This window comes from Flagellimonas myxillae (assembly GCF_023502235.1).
Lineage (GTDB): Bacteria > Bacteroidota > Bacteroidia > Flavobacteriales > Flavobacteriaceae > Flagellimonas > Flagellimonas myxillae.
This window is the reverse complement of the sequence record NZ_JAMFLY010000002.1, coordinates 740,886-759,923: the sequence shown is the minus strand read 5'-3', so window position 1 is coordinate 759,923 and position 19,038 is coordinate 740,886. Positions and strand designations below refer to the sequence as shown.

Here is a 19,038-nt window from a genome sequence, read left to right as displayed (position 1 = left end):
TTATGCGGGTTGCAATTGTAAATCGGCCTCTTTTTCGGCCATGATCTGCCTATCCAATTTTGGGGATATGAAGATGAATACCATCCCTGTATACATTAAAATACAGGTTGGAAATTGTCCAAATACACCATTGCCGTAGGAGGCCAACATAATTCCGGCCATCCCGCAGACCAAAGCTGTGATTTGTCCTTTCAACCAATCGTCCCGTATTTTGAACATGCAGTTATAGGCCCCTGTAACTAGGATAAAGAATAGAATAAAAAGGTGTAGATACAGCCCAACAATACCGGTATCTGCCCAAACGGCCACAAACCAACTGTCCGTTGCTGTATTGGCCAAAAAGGTGTTGGGGGAAAAGCGTTTTCCCCAATTACCTGTGGAGCCGATACCCCCACCCAAAGGTCGGGTTGCCAAATATCCCTTTAGTTTGGCCTGATTGATCCTACGCATTTCCAGGGAAGCATCATTGGGATCAAATGCTGTTCGCATTCTTCGTATCTGATCATTGTCGTTACCAATGGTGGTGTACTTAAAAAAAACGAAAATCCCAATGCCCGCAATTACGCCAAGTACAATACTGGGAATGTGTTTTCTGACCAAAATGAACATGACCCCTCCCATGGCCGGAACCGCAATGGCTCCACGGGTCCCCGAGATCATCATACCCAAGAGGCCTGCCATAGCAACTATGCCACAAAAGATTTGAAATCTTCTGTTCTTTGCAAACAAGGCCAACACGCCAAAGACCACCCCGGTATGTCCCTGGGAAGCTCCAAATTGGCCTGCATCGGAATAAAAGGAGAAAATACGCAGCTTCCCAAACAGGATATGGGTAACATCCCCCCCTGCGTCCAGCCAAGCTTGTTCATAGGAATCTACCCCAAAAATCAGTTGCTGCATGCCCTTCATAGTGGCCAACACGGAAAGGACGCCCCAAATCAAAAAAAACAGATGGAGGTCATTTCGTTTGTTGAACAATATAAAGACCAGAGGCACAAACAACCATTGGTACAGGGCCAATCCCCGCATGGCATAAAACCACGCAGCCACACTGACCGCCTCTGGATTGGCAATTTGCAAAATGGCATAGCCAAACCAAATGGTAACTAAAAGGGTCAGTTGTGAATTGGCACGCTCCCAAGGCACCTTCATGCGAAAGGCCTTAAAAAATAGCGCTAGGTACATCAATACCATTAAGCCATCCATAAGCAGACCCCAGGTCATGGGAATGTATCGCCCTATGCCGAGAACAAAAAAGTTGAAAATTAAAACCGTGATAATGCCTATTCTGGGTTTTACAAAAAGTGCTCCCAAATAAAGAATGGCAAAGGGGAATACCATGATTCCAATTCCTGCCACCAATCCGCGGGTTGCTGTAAGATGGGCCGTACAAAATACCAAGCTTAGCAACACCAAAATTGGCAATGGTTTTCGCAAGTAATCGGAACCGTTTGTTGTTTCAAATGGATTCATTAGCCCAAATGTGTTTTTAGGTTCTTAATGAAATCCACACTTTCGGAAAAAATCTGACGCCCCTGGATCTGCACCTCTTTCTTCAGGTAATAGAATCCAAGGAAAATTCCCATCAATGTAAACAGTACCGTACCCACAGCGACCGCCACCAAGCTTTGAAAGACGAATACCGCAAGCAGGTTTAAAACTATATTGGCCAAAGTCATCACCAAAACCTTATACAGATTGAGTTTGGGCTTGTTGATGCTATCCAGCAATACTCCGGTAAACCGATCTAACGGCAATAGCATAATGTATCCCGTAAATACCCTAAAAATTAAAGTCAATAACGGCAGGGCATCCCTGTATTCATTTCCTCCCAAAAAAAGCACCAGGTATTCTGCAAAAACAAAACTGCCCAAGGCCACTGGAAAAAATAAAAGGGTGATGATACCAACGTAAGAGTAAAATATTTTCTTGGTGCCAAGAATGTCACCTTCCAACGCTTTTTTTGACATTCGCGGATAGGCTGTCATTGAAAAACTGTGAAGGGGAATCCCCAATAAATCAGTCAATTTGAGGGGAATCGCGTACATGGCAATTCCTGCCGAGCCAAGGAAAGGGCTCATCCCAATAATGAAGGTATCAGAGCTCTTCAACAAGCTTGAACTGATCAAGGTGCCCATGGAATATTTGCCAAAATTGATGAGTTCCTTTTCCACTTTTCTTTGGGCATACTTGAGGTACACCAATCCATCCCAGCGCTTTAGTACGCACCAAATTCCCGAGACGGCATTTACGGCAATATTCAGCCAAATAATTTCGATAAGGCCCCAATGCAACCACCATTGATTCAATAGTAAAAAGAGGCAAAAAAGGCCCACATTGGCAATACGCACCACCATCATTCTATTGAAATTCTGTTCAGCCTGGAAGAGGGCCATGGCATTGTTCCAACTGAGGTTGGAGAGTGCCAAAAAAGGATAGTAAATTAGAAACAAACTATAGCCGTTGTTGATTTCAATCGCAAAGGAATTCACCAAGGCCAAAAGGGACCAACATACCAAAGTTAGTACGCCCAACAAGACCAGATTGATTCTAAAACTTGCCCCCAAAATGGTTTTTTGTCCCATTTTATCCGCTCCGGACAGTTGCCGAACGGCAGAGGTTCTGGTAAGGCCAAACCTCAACAGGTCAATAAAGGTGGCCAGGGTGATAAAAAGCACCCATTCTCCAAATAGTTCCCTGCTCAGCTGTCGGGTTAGCAACATAAAACTCACCAAGCCCATAAAGGCCACGCTCACATTGGCCATGAGTGACGACAAGTTTTTCTCTTTGCTTATGTTCTTAAGCTTCCCCAGCATTAGGCAACGGTTTGTTTTGTGAAAAATCTAAACTGGACGATTTTCTTTATCCAACTGCGTATCAGCGACCTCTTTTTAGGAAGATCACCTACCACGGTCTCCATTTCCAGTACTTTTACCCCGTTGAGAATAATGGTCGGTTCCGGACCTGTGGTAGCTTCATTGAAAAGTTCCAAGGCATTTTTATCTGCTTCGCTCCACGCCCTGTTCGCTCGTGTTACCAAGAAAGTATAATCCATGGTCGAGGCCAGTTTCACCGGGAAAGGATTTTTGATGATGCTCGGGATTTCAAGAATCACAAAATCAAAAACATTGAAATCCTCGATGGTATGTTCTTCATCAAATTCGTTCACCTTGGAAATCCTATAGAGCTTGTCGCTAATTTCATATTGCACCTTATGATAGTAATCGCCAGTAAGGCCTAAATCCTCTTCATCGTAGGTAACGTGCAATACTTTATAGTCCAATTCGCAGAGTTTCTCGATCAAATGCTTGCAGATAAATGTTTTCCCCTCATTTTCTTGGGTAGAGAACAACATATTGACCACCGGCACATCCTCTTTTTCCTTTTTGAATTGGTTCAGGATTACATTTCTTGAGATTGCATTAACCGCCTTGTTCTGTAGATAACTGTAATCCAGTTTTTTGTTTTTGGCACTAATCACTGGAAATATGGAGGAAACCTTTAAATCAATTTTATCCTCTGCCCGTTTTGCGGTATTGATATTTCCGTCCAACAATTCCAACACCAGAATGGATGCTGCAACAAGCACGAAGCCAACCATGGCCGCCACTATAACCAGTAACATGCGCTTGCTGGGTTTTGGGCTGATAGGGAAAAAGGGAACTTCAGTAAGTTTTATGTTGGATTTAAGCTCTACATTTTGCTGTCGTAGTTTGGCAAGGCCCAAGCTGTGCAAAAGACTTAAATATTCCCTTTCGGCAATATCTATTTTTCGTTCCAACCGTTTCATGGTAGCGCCCAAAGGGGAAAATTCCTGATAGAGCGATTCAAACTCTTTTCGTTTTTCCTCCATTACCTTCAACTGGGCTCCATAACCCTCATATTCGATGGTCTTTTGTAACCAATCTGCCAACACACTTGTGGAAGCCACACTCTTGGTACTGTAATCCGTTGTGTACAGGGTGTCGATATGGGCCGCCAGTTTCTGTTCCAAGGCTTTTATGCGCTGCATTTTTTTGGCCACATCCTTGGCGTCATCCTCACGTTCCAACGAATCCTTTTTCAATCCCAAGGATTTCATGGACACTTCAAAATTTAAGGTGGAGAGCTCCTTTCTAATCTCCATAATGCTCTGACTGGAAATCCGTTTTCGATCGTGGGTCTCCAATTTGGATTCCAACACGCTCAAAACCGCTTTAGAAGCATGGAAATTTCGCAGGACTTCGAAGAACTTGATTTCAAATTCCTCTTTCTCGGCCGCAATATGCTTGGTCTGTTCGTAGTAATTGATAATGTTGTTGGTCCTATTGAAATCAAGGAGTTCATCTTCCGCTTCGTGCAGATGATCTGTGGATTTGTTCAACTGTCCTTGAAAATACTTTACCACGGCATCCGATTGGTTCACCTTGATGTCGGCATTGAGCTGCACAAAGGTTTCGCAGAGAATCAGAAGTGTATTTTGACAAATGGCCGGATCCTCGGATTCAAAGTCGATATCCACAAAATCACTGTTCGAAATCCTTCGCAACCCGATTCGACCAAGAATTTTTTCAATACTATAATCTGGGTGATCCAGGTTAATGAGTTTATAGATGTAATTGGTGTGATTGGATTCCTTTAAACCGACGAAGTTTTCATAGGTTTTTTGGGTGTCTCCCTTAACCACCAGTTGCTTTACCTCATCTGGGACATCTTGCATCAATTGGGCAAACTTCTCATGGGAGATGATCTTAATATCGGCACTGTCCAATGCCATATGCTGGGCAAACAACTTTAGGCCCACAATTTCTATGGTGGTCCTGGCCTTGATCAAGTTCAACAAGTTATCGTAAGCCGTATTTGTGGCCCTAAAATCGATTTTGGTGTTTTCCAGTTCAATATTGGAACCTGTGGCAATTCCAGTATATACCCTTGCCTTGGAATTATAAATTTTGGGTTCGTCCCTGGTCATATAAAATACAAGGGAAGCCAAGATTATGGGCATAGCGACCAACAGGCCAACATGCCTTACCAAAAGCCTTACAAAAAAGAGAAGGTTAAACTTCATTTCTAAATATTCAGTTCAGCCCCAATAATGTTTTCCAATGCCATTACCGAGGAAATAAAATCCGACCGCTGGAGTTCAAATCCCATGGTCGCTTGGTTCATCATTTGTTGCAAACGGGTGTATTCGGCTATGTTGATTACACCGTTGGCAAAGTCTTTTTCGGCGCGAATCGACTGCACCCTAAAATTGTCCACAATAGACCCGGATATAAAGAAAAGTCGATGCGCTTTGAGAAGATTGTTATAGAGTTCCACCACCTTTTGTTCCAGTTCCACTTCGGCCACTCGGGTCTCGAAGCGAGCTTTTTCGGCTTCGCCCTTTGCGCTCATAATCTTGGCCCTTCGGTTTATAATGGCCGACAAAGGCAAGCGGAGTGACACCCCAACATTGTATCGACTTTGTTCACTCGAAAACAAGGCCTGGCTTTGGGGATCTCCTGATATTTGGGAGTTACTCAGGTTATCAAAAATACCGTAGTTGTATCCGGCTTCAAGATTGACGTACTCCAACCAAGCCCGTTGTTCCGCGGAAACCACACCATCCCTGTATTGCTGTTCGGATACGGTTACCTTAATAAAAGGAGAATACTCCTTGGCCATGGCCACTAACGTATCTATTGGCGGTAGCTTTTTGGCGATATCGTTCTCCTCTAGACTTTTTTCAATAAAATCGTTGATGGATTGACCCATCATCACATTACACAATAGTGTCAAAAACAAAAAAATAAGTGCCCCTTTTTTCATTTTTTATACGTTCTCTTTTTGAAATACCGCTTTGAATGTTCGGAGTACGATCCACATATCGATCAAAAAAGCATATTTGCTGTTTGCGTATTTCACATATTTAATATCCAAGGTTTTACGTTCTTCGGGAGACATTTTTGAACTCCTCCCCCTTGCTTCCACCTGCCATAGACCGGTGATTCCTGCAGGGCCATTAAAGCGGTCAGTCCATTCGTCTGTGGTCAGCATTTCGGCCTCGTACAACGGTAATGGACGATTGCCCACGATGGACATATCCCCTTTTAGGACATTGATCAATTGTGGGAGCTCGTCAATACTCAACTTTCTAATGATGTGCCCCACCTTGGTAATCCTGGGATCGTTGTCAAATTTGACAAAGGCGCTTTTTGCGCTTTCCTTTCTTTTGATATTGTGTTGCACCTCATCAACCTCAGTATCATCCCCGATCAACATGGTACCTTTCTGAATTTCGGGTTGAATGGTTTCATCCTCCGTTTCGGCCACATCGTTCCCCTCCTTATCCACGTATTGGTTTAGGTGTTCAAACTCCTTGAGTCTTTTGTCCGCATCCGGATACATGGAACGCAGCTTATAGAAGTCGAAGATTTTATAGCCGGTTCCCACACGTTTCGAAATGTAGTATACCTTGCCCTTGGACTCTAACCGAATGGCGATAATAAAAAGCAGTAAAAAGGGAGCGGCGCACAATAAGGCCGTCCCAGCAACCACAATATCAAAGCTTCGTTTCCAAAAGCCAATTTTATAATCTTTGTCCTCCCCGTTTGGAGGTGATATTTTCTCCCTATTGAGATTGGCCTTTAGTTCTTTTAGGAATTGGACCCTATCCAATATCCGATCTGTGGACAAGGGCTGGACATAGAAATCGTCGATGCCGCTTTTTACAGCTTCGGACAAATCGTTTTTATCCCTTTCCTTCGCCACTAGAATGAAGGGAATAGCATGATTATTGGCAAATCGTTCCCTCAAGGTTTTATGGAATTCAATACCAGTTTGACCAGGTATTTGCTTTTCACATAAAATGGCATCCACATGCTCGTTTTCCTCCAGCCATTTGATGGCCAAAACCGCATTTTTTGCCACGTGGAAATCTACCTTTTGGGTCTGACCCAAGAACTGGTCCATTACCCCTTGGTCCATTCCCACATAGAGTAGGGATATTTTTTTGTCCAATAGTACTTCCATATGCTAGGCCCTAATGAGTAATTTTTCTACACGAATTAGCAATTCTTCAGGATTAAAGGGTTTCACCAAATAATCATCCGCTCCCAATTTTAGGCATTGGATACGATCCGAACTACTGTCCCTACAGCTGAGAACTATAATGGGAATATTGGAGAAATAGCCGCTTTCCTTTATTTTTTGGATCAGTTCAAAACCGTCCATATTGGGCATTTCCAAGTCGGTTATCACCAAATCTGGAATATTGCCTTCCTGCATCCAAGCCAGGGCTGCCAACCCGTCTTCCATCGTGGTTACCTGATAGGACTGTCCCAAAAACTGGGAAACAAGTTCACTCAGGGATTGTTTGTCGTCAACAACTAGAATTTTCATAGTATCGATTTTAAGTTTGTAGTACTAAACACGAACGAAAAGTAGGATTTATATTACTTTTTATTAATTCTATGTTGTAAAACCAAGGGAGGTTGTTGTAAGTGGGAGTTTATTGGAGGTAAGGTATTTCGGGGATTCATCGATGTAGGACCTTCGACCATGTAACCCACATTTTGCCGGGTCGCAAAAACCCCCAGAAAGTCAACAAAAGTAATGTCTTTGAGAAAAGGTCGGAACTTTAGGCTTAGCTGCCTAATTCCTCTATTTCCAACGCTTTGTATGTTTCTTGAAGTTTGTTTTCAACGGGTAGGAAGCGCTCGTTGCAAAACGGAAAGGGTTTACCTGGTTCCCTTTTTGGAGGAAGGGCCGTATGGATATCCACAGCCACATATTTAAAAGTCCCCGTATTGTGTAAATGCATGGCCAACATGCCATCATCGCATCCAGATACTGCCTTTAGGTCGGTATCGTATCCGATAGGAAGTAGTTTTTCTTTGCGAATGGCCATGCCTACAGCACGGATGTATTTTATTTTTGTGGTAAATCCCTTGGCAAGTTTCCATCGAAAATAGGCCACCTTCAACCGGTTCCGCAACCGCATTTTTAGGGGTAGTTGAAAATCCTCCCTATAGCTTTGGGAGACTGCATAACAAAGCACCAAATCTTGGTCCTTAAAAAAAGGCAGGACCATTTTATCGACGTAGTAGGGATCATAAATGGTGTCAGGATCCAAACTACAGATTATTTGCCCTCTGGCTTCTTCCAAGCCTTTTTGGCGGGCATGGGTAATACCCTGCTTTGGTTCACTTACTACCGTGGCTCCCAATTGCTTTAATATGGACAGGGATTCCCTGTCCGCATTGTTTTCCACAAAAATGAGCTCATAAGGAATTATGGTCTTCAGATTTGCAAGCGACATTATATGGGCTACCAAGGTATCCTTAGCTCGGTATACCGGGGTTACAAGGCTTACCACCGGCTTCTTCACCTCGCGCAACAACGCAAAATAGGTGGTCAACTTGGTAAAGTCAGCATCGTCCAAACTTTGTGGATCCAGCTTGTAGTAAGGTTGGTAAGCAGTGACTTTCATGATTCCCCTAGTTATTTTAATGGTCTAAATACGGTCTGAGCTGAGAATATAATCGGAATTGGTGGTGTTCAGAATTTCCATCAAAGCCCTATTTTGTCTTCCGATTAGGGAAACTACCTTATTTTGTCTTGCGGAGCTCCGGTATAATTTCTCAAAGAATTGAGCTGCAGAAGAGTCCAGTTCTGTAACCCTTTCGAGGCTTACCACAATACTTTCTTCCCGCTCCAAGACGGCATTAAAATAGGAGTTCAAAGCTCCTAAATGTTGAGTGGACACTTTGCCCAAAATCTCCAAAATTCCTCTGTTCTCTCGTATTTCCAATGACATATGCTAAAAATTTAATTAGGTAGTTTCAATCGTATTAACATTTTCAAAAAGTGTCTATCTATCTTAACGCCAAAAATACATTTGTAGTATTTTTCTTTCTTTTTAGAGTAAATTCAAGCGTTGCATCAACTCCGGGCGGTTGGATCGACTTATGGGTATCACATTGCGTTCTATAAGCACACTGTTATCCTGAATATCAACTATTTGTGCAAAGTTGATGATGTAAGATCTGTGTACTTGCAAAAATCTGGATTCCGGTAGTTTTTCCTTTATTTTCTTTAATGTGGAATGCACTCTATATCTTTCATTTTTGGTCTGTATCTCTATATAATCCCCCTTGGCCTCGATCAGTTGGATGTCATGAAATTTCAACTTGATCAGCCTCCTGTCGATGTTGATATAGAGATCATCGTCTTCGGCCAGACTGGATTCCCTTTCGAAATCGGAAGCCGATTTACAAAATACGTTATGCAACTTTATTGCGCATTTATGAAATCTTTCCGCGGATATCGGTTTCACCAAATAATCCAAAATAAATTCATATCCATAGGCTTCAATGGCAAATTCAGTATCGGAGGTGGTGAGTACAATCTTGGGTGGGTTGGTTACGGTTTCAATAAAATCAACTCCTGTAAGTTTGGGCATATGAATGTCCAGAAATATTAAATCTATTTGATTGTACTTCAAAAATTTCAAGGCTTCCAAAGCATTGGGAAACTCCGCAACCACCTCAATTTCTGGAATGGTACGGCAGAGCTCTTTCACGATTGCCCTTGCACTTTGCTCATCATCAACAATTATACATTTCACCTTACGCGATTTTTAGAATAAACTCCTCCACAGATTTTAAAATATCCTGAAATTCCTTCTCTAGCCTGGTATTACCGTATTTCAGGTCCTCTTCATACTTAATGGCTAACTTATATCCACCTGTCAAGCCCAGAATACCCAACTTGTGCTTTATTTTATGAACAATCTTCGCGGATTCTTCCAGATTGTTAGCCGCCAAATTTTCTATATAATCGTTCTTTTCCTTAGGAAATTCCGTTTGGATAATGGTCAGGAATTTCTTTTCAAAATCCTCGTTTCCGCCAGAAATCTCCTTTATATAATTCAAGTTGGGTCGCTCAGTCATTGTTCTTGTTTTTAATCGTAAAAAAGAAGGTCGTTCCTTTGCCCTCCTTCGAGGACAACCAGATATCACCTTTGTAATAGTTTATGATTTTCTTTACTAACGCAAGGCCAATTCCAGTTGCTCCTGAATTGTTCTCCAGCTTTTTGAACATCCCAAAAATTCCATCCTGAAGGTGCTTTGGTATGCCCTTGCCATTATCGGAAACACTGAACAACCATCCATCGTCCTCTTCTTTCACGTCTATCATAATGCACCCATCCTCACAATGTTCTGTTGCCGTAATGGCATTGGTGATCAAGTTTTTGAACAACTGCTCTATTCGATATTTCCCCGTGTAGAGCGTGGGCAATTTGCCACTCTTCTTAATGGTTATGTTTTCGGGAACAAATACCGTATTTTCTATTTCCCCAATAAGGTGGTTTAGATCTATGACCGTTTCACTTTCCTGAATAGAATCGATGGTGGAATGCCTTAGAATCCCATCGATAAGACTATCCATTTTTGCCAAATTCTGAAAAATGAGCTGAACATTTTTTTGGCTTTGTTCCTTGAAACCTTCCTGGCCATCTTCGAACACCCAACTCACCAAAGAATGCACATTGCGAATGGGCGATTTTAAATCGTGCGATACCATGTGTGCATAGTTGTTCAAGGACTCGTTTTGCTGCTCCAGGTTTTTGAGGAGCATGTCTTTTTCGGCGGTGATCTTGACCAACTTTAGAGCCTGCCTTTCTATATCCTCGACCAATTTTTGTGGATTGAAATCCAACGAGCCATTGATACGGTCACTGGTCTTGTCCTGCATTGAAGCCACAGCCCTGCTCAGGGATTCCAATACCTTGCGCTGCCCCTCGGTTTCCTGGTTCAAACGTTGATTGGCCTGATAGAGTTCATCGGAGCTCAAAGAAGTTGCCCTTTGGATCATCTTCAGCTTTTCATCAAAATCCGAATAGGATTTATCCACGGAATCCAAGAATTCCTCCATAGCTGGATGACCCACAAATTCTTTGGGCAAAAACTTCTTTAATTGTCTTCTAAGCAGGGAATGCATTTACTCACTCAATAAGGTTAATGTCATGGTTTGGTTGTGCAATTGGCATTCATTTTTTCCTGCAAAGGGAGCCATTTCACCATAAGAGTAGAACCCTGTGATCTTGGCTTGCTCGCCAATAACTTCTGCCACTTCCTCAATCTCATCCTCGGTACGCTGGTCAAGTACCAATTTTCGGCCCACACAACTGACCAGAATGGCCAGTTCGGGCTTGTTCTTTCTGTTTCTCATTGCCAATTCTGCAGCATTGGAAGCCCCTTCAGCAATATCGTCCATTGTGGACATCATCAACTGCACTTTGGAATTTAAGGGCACATCGCCGGCCAAGATCATGGAACTTTGTTCTTCGTCAATGTTCAGGATTGTCCTGACCAAGGGTTCCGTGTCTTCGTGCTGCTGCACGGTTAGCGGATATAGCAGTGCTGCCTGTGGAAGTTCGTCGGCCTTGTCGCCCAAGTACTTTTTATACAAATCCAAGGCGGGTTTGCCATCAATTTCAAACAGCACGTTTCCTTCGGACTTTGTTATGGTTCTTTCCGGGCCAAACGGGGTCCATCCACCAAAATTGGCATAACTCACCTCCAAGGCTTCGCCATATAATCCAATGGCAATCACCTCTCCCTGCTTGGGATTTTCGTTGTAGGAGGTCAAGGTTTTTTCAAATCGGGCACCATCACCACAAAGACCTCCTGTTATGGATGCCTTAAAACCCTCTACCGATTCCAATCCCTCAATAAGACCACTCCCATTTACAAAACTTCCATCGGAAACGATGAACAAATGGTTGAGTCCCTCCAAATCGAATTGGTTGGATATGGCGGCTCCCATCTTCTCAATATCCACATAGTCCTGGACGTTCTCACTAACTATGGAAAATCGGGTTTTTTCAAACTCTATCGCCGTAATGGTAATACTATCTTCGTACACGCTGGTTTCCATAATCTCACCAGAGGTAGATCCGAAAACAAGATGCCCGTCTGGATACAATTCCTTGATTTCCTGATACAAATCTTTGGACTCCAGTAAGAATCTATCTCCAAATATCAATACCAAAGGTTCCTTCAAAGGTTGATCCTGGGCAAATTCCCATGTACCCCCTTGTGATCGTTTCGCTTGATTTACTTTCATCGCTTTTTGTTTTTAGGTTCTTTTTTTAGGGTGAAGAAAAAGGTAGTCCCTTCTCCTATTTTACTTTTTAACCATACTTTTCCGCTGTACCGGTCAATGATCTTTTTCACGATCGACAATCCAATTCCGGTAGAGCGTTCCTTGTTACCGATGGATTGGAATATTTGAAATATTTTTTCGTGGTATTCCTTCGGAATTCCCACGCCATTGTCTTTGATGCTAAACTCCCAATGGGATGGATGCTCCTCATAATCAATCTCCACCAATCCTTTTTTCTTATCAATGTTTACCACGGCGTTGCTCAAAAAATTCTGGAACAATTGATGGATCTTGGTTTTGTCCGCTTTGATCGTGGGTAATTCCTTTTTGGGCTTGATGGAAACATGGTCCGGGATATAAATGATTTCCTTGATTTCCTGGATTACCTCATTTACATTTACTTCGGTGTTGTCCAGTACATCGTTGTTTACCGTGGAGTATTTTAGGATTCCGGTAATCAGCTTGTCCATCCCCTCGATCTTCTCCTGCATCATTTTAAGGTTATACCTTCCGTTTTCATCCAAGGTGTCCTTGTAATCATCATACAGCCATGTGGACAATGCGCTGATACTTCGGAGGGGAGATTTAAGGTCGTGGGAAACAATATGGGCGTATTCCTGCAATCCTTTGTTGCTTGCTTCCAGTTCGCTCAACAGATTTTCCTTTTGCAATTCCAGATTCTTTTGGGTGGTAATGTCCAAGTGTATCCCAATAGAGCCAATCACGTTTCCCGCATCATCATATCTAGGTGCCCCACTAATGAGCCAGAATCGTTGCTCCCCATTCGACACTTTAACTTCAACTTCATAGGAGTCAGAAATTCCCTGAAGTCTTTTGGAATTGTGTAACTGTAATTTTTCCCTATCCTCATCTATGATATGGATGACTTCCTTCGCGTTTTCACCGATCAATTCCCCAGCGGACATTCCAATCATGTCGCTGAAACTTTGGTTCACCAAAAGAATGTTCTCATCATTGTCTACTTCGACCAATCCCAGGTTCATATTGGCAATGATACTTCCGTATTTCTCTTTTTGGACTTCTAGATTCCTTCTATAATTCTTACGAAGGGTAACATCGTTATAGCTCCATAAATGACCTTGGTATTCGCCGTTGTTGAACAAGGGTATATAATCCCTTTCAAAGGTGCGGCCATCAAGAAGCTCCATTTCATCCGCAGTGACCACCTCTTTTTTATCAATTACATGATTGATCCTATGAAGTGACTCTTCCGGCTCCAAAAACATGTTCTTGTATTTATGGATGGACCTTTCGCTGTTAACTCCCTTGAGGGAATCTGGGGAAACGGCAATTCCGAACAAATCACAGAATTTTTTGTTGGCCAACACAATCTTTCGATCCTGGTCCTCCAATAAGATTCCAGTTTGTAGATTCTTGATCAGGGTGGCCATACGTTCTTCCGAAGCCTTTATTTTTTTTTCAGCATTTTTTTCTTTGGTGATATCCTCGATCATGGCCACGTTGTATTCTATGTTGCCCTCAGCATCCAATACAGAGCTCATGGAGGTTTTACCGTATAATTTTTTTCCGTTCTTTTTATGGAATTTGCGAACTATGGAGAATTTTTTGGAATCGTCCTGCAAACTTTTTTGTAACAGATTGTCGTAGAGGTCGGTGTCCTCCAAGGAAGAAATATCGTTAAGCGAGAGTTTTTGGAGTTCGGATTCCGAGTAGCCCAATAGTTCCACAAAGCTCCGATTGGCCTTGACGATTTTATCATTTACAATTAGTAAAATTCCAAGGGAAGAGTTCTCAACAATTATATCCTGTTGTTTTTTCTGGTCCTCCAATTTCTTCTTGATCTCCACCTCTTCCGTAATGTCCCTGATCACCCCTTGGGCGGCAATAGGTTGGCCAGTATCATTATAGATAAGGCTGGCGTTTATGTTCACATATTTCTCCAACCCCTTTTTGGTGATGATCTTGGCAGAGTAATTCCTGAGGATACCGTTCTCAAGCAAATTCTTAAAAGACTCTGCGGTATATTCATAATAATCTGGGTGCACCAAAGTGGACAGTTGTAATTGCTCCTTGGTATGATCATATCCCAAAAACTCCTTGGCAGAAGCATTCATGTTTACCACATTGGTTAACATGTCCATAACCACGTAGGGATCAATTAGATCCACGAAAGCGTTGTTTATCGGATTTTCCTCATAACTGTGCTTCTTCTTTTTCGAGACCTTTTCAAGCTCGTCCATTTTAAGCACCAACATGTTCTCCGCAGATTCCCGTGCCTTTCTTTCTCGCTCCAATTCCTGTTTTAGCCGCTCAATTTCCGGGTTATCCGTGTTGGACCAATGCAAACTCGATTTACGTTCTGTTTTCATTTTATGCTATGAAATCTGCTATTGCCCAAAAACCCGAAGGGCCATGGAGACGGTTAGTTGTTTTCTTTGAGAAATTTGAGGATTGAATCCCCAGAGTAAGTGAAAGAAAAACTGAAGAAGTATCGGCTTGCTTGCCCACTGGGCAGGCAGGTCCGACATGTTCAAAATAGCTATTGGGCGGTAAGACTCCTGAAGCATTTTTAGAAAAAAATGGAGTCTGTTTTAGACTGGCATCAATGTAGTCGACCTTATATAAAGGTGTCTTCAATGCACAATTTCCGGTAATAACAATTCCTTTCACAATAAGATTATTATGAAATAAATGTAGGAATTGTACTACCTGTTATAAAAATTAATGTTGTGAAAACGGGATTTTTGTTAGCCTTTGATCAATTCGCTAATCTCCCAATAATCAAATACTTTTTTAAGTTTGGATTCGTAATCCTCATATTTTAAAGGCTTTATGATGTAACCTGCGATTCCTATCTCGAAACATTTTAAAAGATCCGTCCGATTTTCAGATGTGGTCAAAATGATAATTGGCAAGTATTTCAATCTTTCATCCGCCTTTACCACAGAAAGAAACTCTATGCCGCTCATACGTGGCATGTTCAGGTCCAATAAGATGATATCGGGCAGACTTCCCCCCTTCAAGATTTCCAAAGCCTCTTCCCCATTCTTTGCTTCGATAATCTTGTGCTTGGATTCAAACTTAGAAATTGCCCTTTGCAACTTCATTGCTTCTATCATATCATCTTCTATGAACAGCACATTCATGATCTAATTCGCTTTAGGATACAAAATTGGGGAATTGCAATCAGAAAAAGACTACAAATTGGTTAAATGAAAAAAAACTATCGACGAACTGTTGTTTTGTATCGATGAAGCAAAAGATCAGAACAAAAACTAATCCGCGACGCCCAATTGGGCCTTAAGCTTTTTGGTAAGTCCGGAAACCACCAGTGCATAGGAATGGTCCACCAGTTCCATGATAAGTTTGGGTGGCAGGTTGTCCAACATTATCGTATTCCAATGCTTCTTGCTCATGTGATATCCGGGAATAATATCCCCATCATGGGTCTCCCGAAGTTCCAATGCCCGCTCTGGGTCGCATTTTAAATTGCATTGTGGCGGCAAGCGCTCCAAAGCGACCAAGGCAAACATTTTGCCCATTACCTTAAATACCAAGGTGCTTTCATCAAAAGGAAATTCTTCTGTAACCCCTTTTTTGGATAAGCAAAGTTCCCGAAGTTCTTCTACGTTCATTCTTTTAGGCCAAAGGAGTCATATACAATCACCTTCTCCCACAAATGTTTGCATTCTTCGATAAAATCCAAGTGGGGCTGTTCCGTTTGATAGCCTTCTTGGGCTTCGGCCGACTCGAAGGTAACAATAAGGGAATAGGTAAACGATCCATCCACCACCTCGCGGGTGGCAACAGGTGGCGTTCCAATAAAATTGGTTTTAGCATAGCTGGAGTTGTCCAGAAACTTTTTTAGCGAAGCTTCAAACATTGCCCTATCGGCTTTGTTTGCTGGGTCCTTGAACCAAAAATATACGGTATGGGCAAAAGTGGGATCAAAGGTTTTCATCTGGTCTTGGGTTTGAGCAATACCGGTACCGAGGGCACCAATAAAAAGTAAAGTTATAATTGTGGTTTTCATATTCAATTTATTCTTCCAAAAAATGTTTTTCCCTATTCGATATTTCCAAAGCGGAGTAATCCAATTTCCATCCTATGGTCTCCACAATCTTTTCAACCAAAAGTACGGCTTGCAGAGCTTCCTTTCTCGCGGTATCCATCAATCCGCTTTCTGGTATTTTTTGTCTGATGTGTTCCTTGGCCTCTTGATTTAAATTGGTTAGATCGTTCGGCGAGAAACTATTGAAGAGTCCATTCTTGATGTCATAAAACTGCATTTCGGGTTCAATGGACAGAACTTCCGGTTCTGGAAAATTGTTCAGGATTATCTTTTTGCGTTCATCATCGGCCCTTAGGTCCAGTTTGGTGAGATCATACCCTATCTGGGCCTTGGCCTTTACAATGATCAAGGCCTTCTTTTTACTGCTCAACAAACTAAAGAACCCCTCCTTGGTGTTCTCGTAGTTATAGATTTCCGCAAAATCCCCTTCCACTGAAACCAACTTGCACACGCTTCTTATCTTATCCAATAAAACGGTGGATTGCTGTTTGGTCAAATCCTTGTTCTTCTTTTTACGGAATAGGGAAAACAGCCAATACATTAGTATGGCGCCAAGAATGAGGCCCAAGATTACTTCCATCAGTTCACCCATTTTCCTTCCCAATTTTACCCAAATGGGTATGGTTGAAACCTCTCCCATATTTTAATCCATAACCAAAAATGCGGTCCATGGAAGCATGGGAGAAAAGAATAATACCCACAAGTTGCAGTAGTGGTTCACTTAAATATACTCCTAATATATAAAGGACAATGGCCAAACCTTTGTGATGGAAAACATTATACACCAATGCTCCCATCTTGTTTCCAGCCAAATATCCAAGCATGCCAATATCGGGTGTTAAGATCAGCGCCAGGAACCACCACCATGAAAAATCCAAGGTGCTAAAAAGAAAGATGCCCAGTCCCAGCATTAGCAGTTCTTCAATTTTTAATAGTGTTCTCATTGCTGAATTATTTTGTATAAAACGGGTCTACTTGGGCTTGCATCATTCTCAAAAGGTGCCACCTGAAGATTTAGGAAATAGCTACCATCAACTATGGAGTTGTCCACATAAATAAATTCGGTGATGGTGGCCTGCAATCGTGGGTTCCCATCCAATCCCCAAAAAGCCTTATGTGCCATCAACGCTCCCCCATCCTTCTCCTTGTCCACCGATGGAAGATCCACCAATAAATGCTCCACTTCTTTCGATACTAAATAATCCATGGCCTCCTTTAAGAAATAAGGTGGATTGGTATTGGAGTATTTAGCTTGCCTCTTGCCGCCAAGGTTCGGGATGGTTCTGATTACCACAGCGTCCCGTTTTTTGTTCCCCAAAGCATATTTGAGTTGTTTATCAGATATTACAAAATCGTCCCCCAATTTTTCCGGGGCCACGGTAATCACTTCGGCCATAAAAAAATAACGTTCCAAGTTGGTGTTGATGGAATGAAACTCCTTGGTAATATGACCCAAGCATTCAGTGTGCGTCACATGGGAATGGGGATTGAACCAAATGTCGTTGAAGTTGGTAGAAGCCCCTTCGATAACCTTCCCTACAAAATCTCCTTCTTTGTGCGGCGTGATTTTAGGTGCTTCCAAATACCAGGCATTGATATTGTCATCTCCCCCTCGGAGCGGAATGGAAATGTCGAGGGGTTCGGACAAATCTATCTTGTGGGTTTTGGAGTTGTGTTTAATAGCGGCAATCATGATTCCAAGTTAACCATAAATAGGTCGGATGCCATCCCATCCACCAAAAACTTTCCCTTGGGTGTCGCCAGCAGTTTGTCATCCTCCAAGCTTAGCAATTTGGAGTCCAAAAATTTCTGGGCGCGCCGTAGGGCATAGTTGGAAAATGAATCGCCAAAATTAGCCTGGATGCTATTCAATGAAACGCCCCAAATGGTTCGTAAGCCCGTCATCACATATTCATTATACCTATCTGTCCGTGTCAATTCTTCAGTTTCTGACGGAAGAATATTGGCTTGTAGGGATTTGATATATTTCGTGTTATTCTTGATGTTCCAGCTGCGATTTTCGCCATCAAAGGAATGGGCGGATGGCCCAATTCCCAAGTATTTTTTGCCCAACCAGTAGGAGGTATTGTTCTTGGAAAAATATCCGGGTTTCCCAAAGTTGGAAATTTCATAATTGACATATCCCTCCTGTTCAAGGGTATTCAATAGTATATGGAATTGTTCCTGCGCTTGTTCCTCGTTTACATTAGGCACCTTTCCCACTTCGATGAATTTTTTAAGAGCTGTCTTAGGTTCTACTGTTAGGGCATAACTGGAAATATGGGGCAAGTCCAAATCCAGCGCTTTTTCAATGTTGGATTTCCAACGATCATGTCCCATTCCTGGAATGCCGTAGATAAGGTCAATGGAGATATTGTCGAAAAAAGGTTTTGCCGATTTAATGCATTGCTCGGCTTCCCCGGCATTGTGCGCTCGGTTCATCAAAGTTAAATCTTCATCGTAAAAGGACTGGATACCGATGCTCAAGCGATTTATTCCAGCTTTGCGATAATCCATAAAAATGGTTCCTGACTGCGCCCCAACCGACACCAAATCGTCCGGGTTGGCCTCTAAAGTAATTTCGGGATCTTCGGAAACCTGGTAATGATCGTAAACGGTTTGAATTAATTTTTCGATTTCAGCCACTTCCAAAACCGAAGGTGTTCCGCCTCCTAAGTAGACGGTCTCCACCTCTATCTGCTGTAATTCTTCCTTGCGCAATGCAAGCTCCATTTGAAGGGCTTCGAGCATTTGCACTTTTTTCCCCATTTGGGTGGAAAAATGAAAATCACAATAATGGCAAGCCTGTTTGCAAAAGGGGATGTGAATGTATACTCCGGACATACCTACGT

Annotated in this window: 21 protein-coding genes; all 21 read right to left on the bottom strand. The window is 42.4% G+C overall.

What is annotated here, in order from left to right:
• Positions 1-1,473, bottom strand: coding sequence for a hypothetical protein (locus M3P07_RS11755; protein ID WP_249970103.1), 1,473 nt, complete (start codon positions 1,471-1,473; stop codon positions 1-3).
• Positions 1,473-2,816 carry an oligosaccharide flippase family protein gene (locus tag M3P07_RS11750; RefSeq protein WP_249970102.1) on the bottom strand — a complete coding sequence of 448 codons (1,344 nt, stop codon included), beginning with the start codon at positions 2,814-2,816 and terminating at the stop codon, positions 1,473-1,475. Before M3P07_RS11750 ends, M3P07_RS11755 begins: the two co-directional genes overlap by 1 nt.
• Positions 2,816-5,047, bottom strand: coding sequence for a GumC family protein (locus M3P07_RS11745; RefSeq protein WP_249970101.1), 2,232 nt, complete (start codon positions 5,045-5,047; stop codon positions 2,816-2,818). The genes M3P07_RS11750 and M3P07_RS11745 overlap by 1 nt, the downstream gene beginning before the upstream one ends.
• A 2-nt stretch (positions 5,048-5,049) precedes the next feature.
• Complete coding sequence (locus M3P07_RS11740) at positions 5,050-5,790, bottom strand: TolC family protein (RefSeq protein WP_249970100.1); 741 nt, start codon at positions 5,788-5,790, stop codon at positions 5,050-5,052.
• A 3-nt stretch (positions 5,791-5,793) separates the two neighbouring features.
• Positions 5,794-6,993 (bottom strand): sugar transferase, encoded by a 1,200-nt coding sequence (locus tag M3P07_RS17790; protein WP_284042149.1) that lies wholly within the window; start codon positions 6,991-6,993, stop codon positions 5,794-5,796.
• Between the two features lie 3 nt (positions 6,994-6,996).
• Entirely contained in the window at positions 6,997-7,362 is a 366-nt protein-coding gene (locus M3P07_RS11725) for a response regulator transcription factor (protein ID WP_249970099.1), read from the bottom strand.
• A 244-nt stretch (positions 7,363-7,606) separates the two neighbouring features.
• Entirely contained in the window at positions 7,607-8,452 is an 846-nt protein-coding gene (locus M3P07_RS11720) for a glycosyltransferase family 2 protein (RefSeq protein ID WP_249970098.1), read from the bottom strand.
• Between the two features lie 24 nt (positions 8,453-8,476).
• Positions 8,477-8,779 carry an STAS domain-containing protein gene (locus M3P07_RS11715; RefSeq protein ID WP_249970097.1) on the bottom strand — a complete coding sequence of 101 codons (303 nt, stop codon included), beginning with the start codon at positions 8,777-8,779 and terminating at the stop codon, positions 8,477-8,479.
• Positions 8,780-8,881: 102 nt separating this feature from the next.
• Positions 8,882-9,589 (bottom strand): LytR/AlgR family response regulator transcription factor, encoded by a 708-nt coding sequence (locus M3P07_RS11710; protein ID WP_249970096.1) that lies wholly within the window; start codon positions 9,587-9,589, stop codon positions 8,882-8,884.
• 1 nt (position 9,590) lies between these two features.
• The gene (locus M3P07_RS11705; protein ID WP_249970095.1) at positions 9,591-9,914 is read right to left on the bottom strand and encodes an Hpt domain-containing protein; all 324 of its coding nucleotides are present in this window, start codon (positions 9,912-9,914) and stop codon (positions 9,591-9,593) included.
• Positions 9,907-10,965: a sensor histidine kinase gene (locus M3P07_RS11700; protein ID WP_249970094.1), complete on the bottom strand. Its 1,059-nt coding sequence runs from the start codon at positions 10,963-10,965 to the stop codon at positions 9,907-9,909. The genes M3P07_RS11705 and M3P07_RS11700 overlap by 8 nt, the downstream gene beginning before the upstream one ends.
• Entirely contained in the window at positions 10,966-12,093 is a 1,128-nt protein-coding gene (locus M3P07_RS11695; RefSeq protein ID WP_249970093.1) for an FIST signal transduction protein, read from the bottom strand.
• Complete coding sequence (locus M3P07_RS11690; RefSeq protein ID WP_249970092.1) at positions 12,090-14,483, bottom strand: PAS domain-containing sensor histidine kinase; 2,394 nt, start codon at positions 14,481-14,483, stop codon at positions 12,090-12,092. The genes M3P07_RS11695 and M3P07_RS11690 overlap by 4 nt, the downstream gene beginning before the upstream one ends.
• Position 14,484: 1 nt before the next feature.
• Positions 14,485-14,784 carry a hypothetical protein gene (locus M3P07_RS11685; protein WP_249970091.1) on the bottom strand — a complete coding sequence of 100 codons (300 nt, stop codon included), beginning with the start codon at positions 14,782-14,784 and terminating at the stop codon, positions 14,485-14,487.
• Positions 14,785-14,861: 77 nt separating this feature from the next.
• Entirely contained in the window at positions 14,862-15,260 is a 399-nt protein-coding gene (locus tag M3P07_RS11680) for a response regulator (RefSeq protein WP_249970090.1), read from the bottom strand.
• A gap of 129 nt (positions 15,261-15,389) precedes the next feature.
• Positions 15,390-15,749, bottom strand: coding sequence for an MmcQ/YjbR family DNA-binding protein (locus tag M3P07_RS11675; protein WP_249970089.1), 360 nt, complete (start codon positions 15,747-15,749; stop codon positions 15,390-15,392).
• Positions 15,746-16,075, bottom strand: coding sequence for a Dabb family protein (locus tag M3P07_RS11670; protein ID WP_319946572.1), 330 nt, complete (start codon positions 16,073-16,075; stop codon positions 15,746-15,748). Before M3P07_RS11670 ends, M3P07_RS11675 begins: the two co-directional genes overlap by 4 nt.
• Positions 16,076-16,154: 79 nt before the next feature.
• Positions 16,155-16,778, bottom strand: coding sequence for a DUF4230 domain-containing protein (locus tag M3P07_RS11665; RefSeq protein ID WP_249970087.1), 624 nt, complete (start codon positions 16,776-16,778; stop codon positions 16,155-16,157).
• Positions 16,771-17,130, bottom strand: a complete 360-nt coding sequence (locus M3P07_RS11660; protein WP_249970086.1) for a DUF4260 domain-containing protein — start codon at positions 17,128-17,130, stop codon at positions 16,771-16,773. The genes M3P07_RS11665 and M3P07_RS11660 overlap by 8 nt, the downstream gene beginning before the upstream one ends.
• Positions 17,127-17,879, bottom strand: coding sequence for a cyclase family protein (locus M3P07_RS11655; RefSeq protein WP_249970085.1), 753 nt, complete (start codon positions 17,877-17,879; stop codon positions 17,127-17,129). The genes M3P07_RS11660 and M3P07_RS11655 overlap by 4 nt, the downstream gene beginning before the upstream one ends.
• Positions 17,876-19,030 carry a radical SAM family heme chaperone HemW gene (hemW, locus tag M3P07_RS11650; RefSeq protein WP_249970084.1) on the bottom strand — a complete coding sequence of 385 codons (1,155 nt, stop codon included), beginning with the start codon at positions 19,028-19,030 and terminating at the stop codon, positions 17,876-17,878. The genes M3P07_RS11655 and hemW overlap by 4 nt, the downstream gene beginning before the upstream one ends.
• Positions 19,031-19,038: the final 8 nt, after the last annotated feature.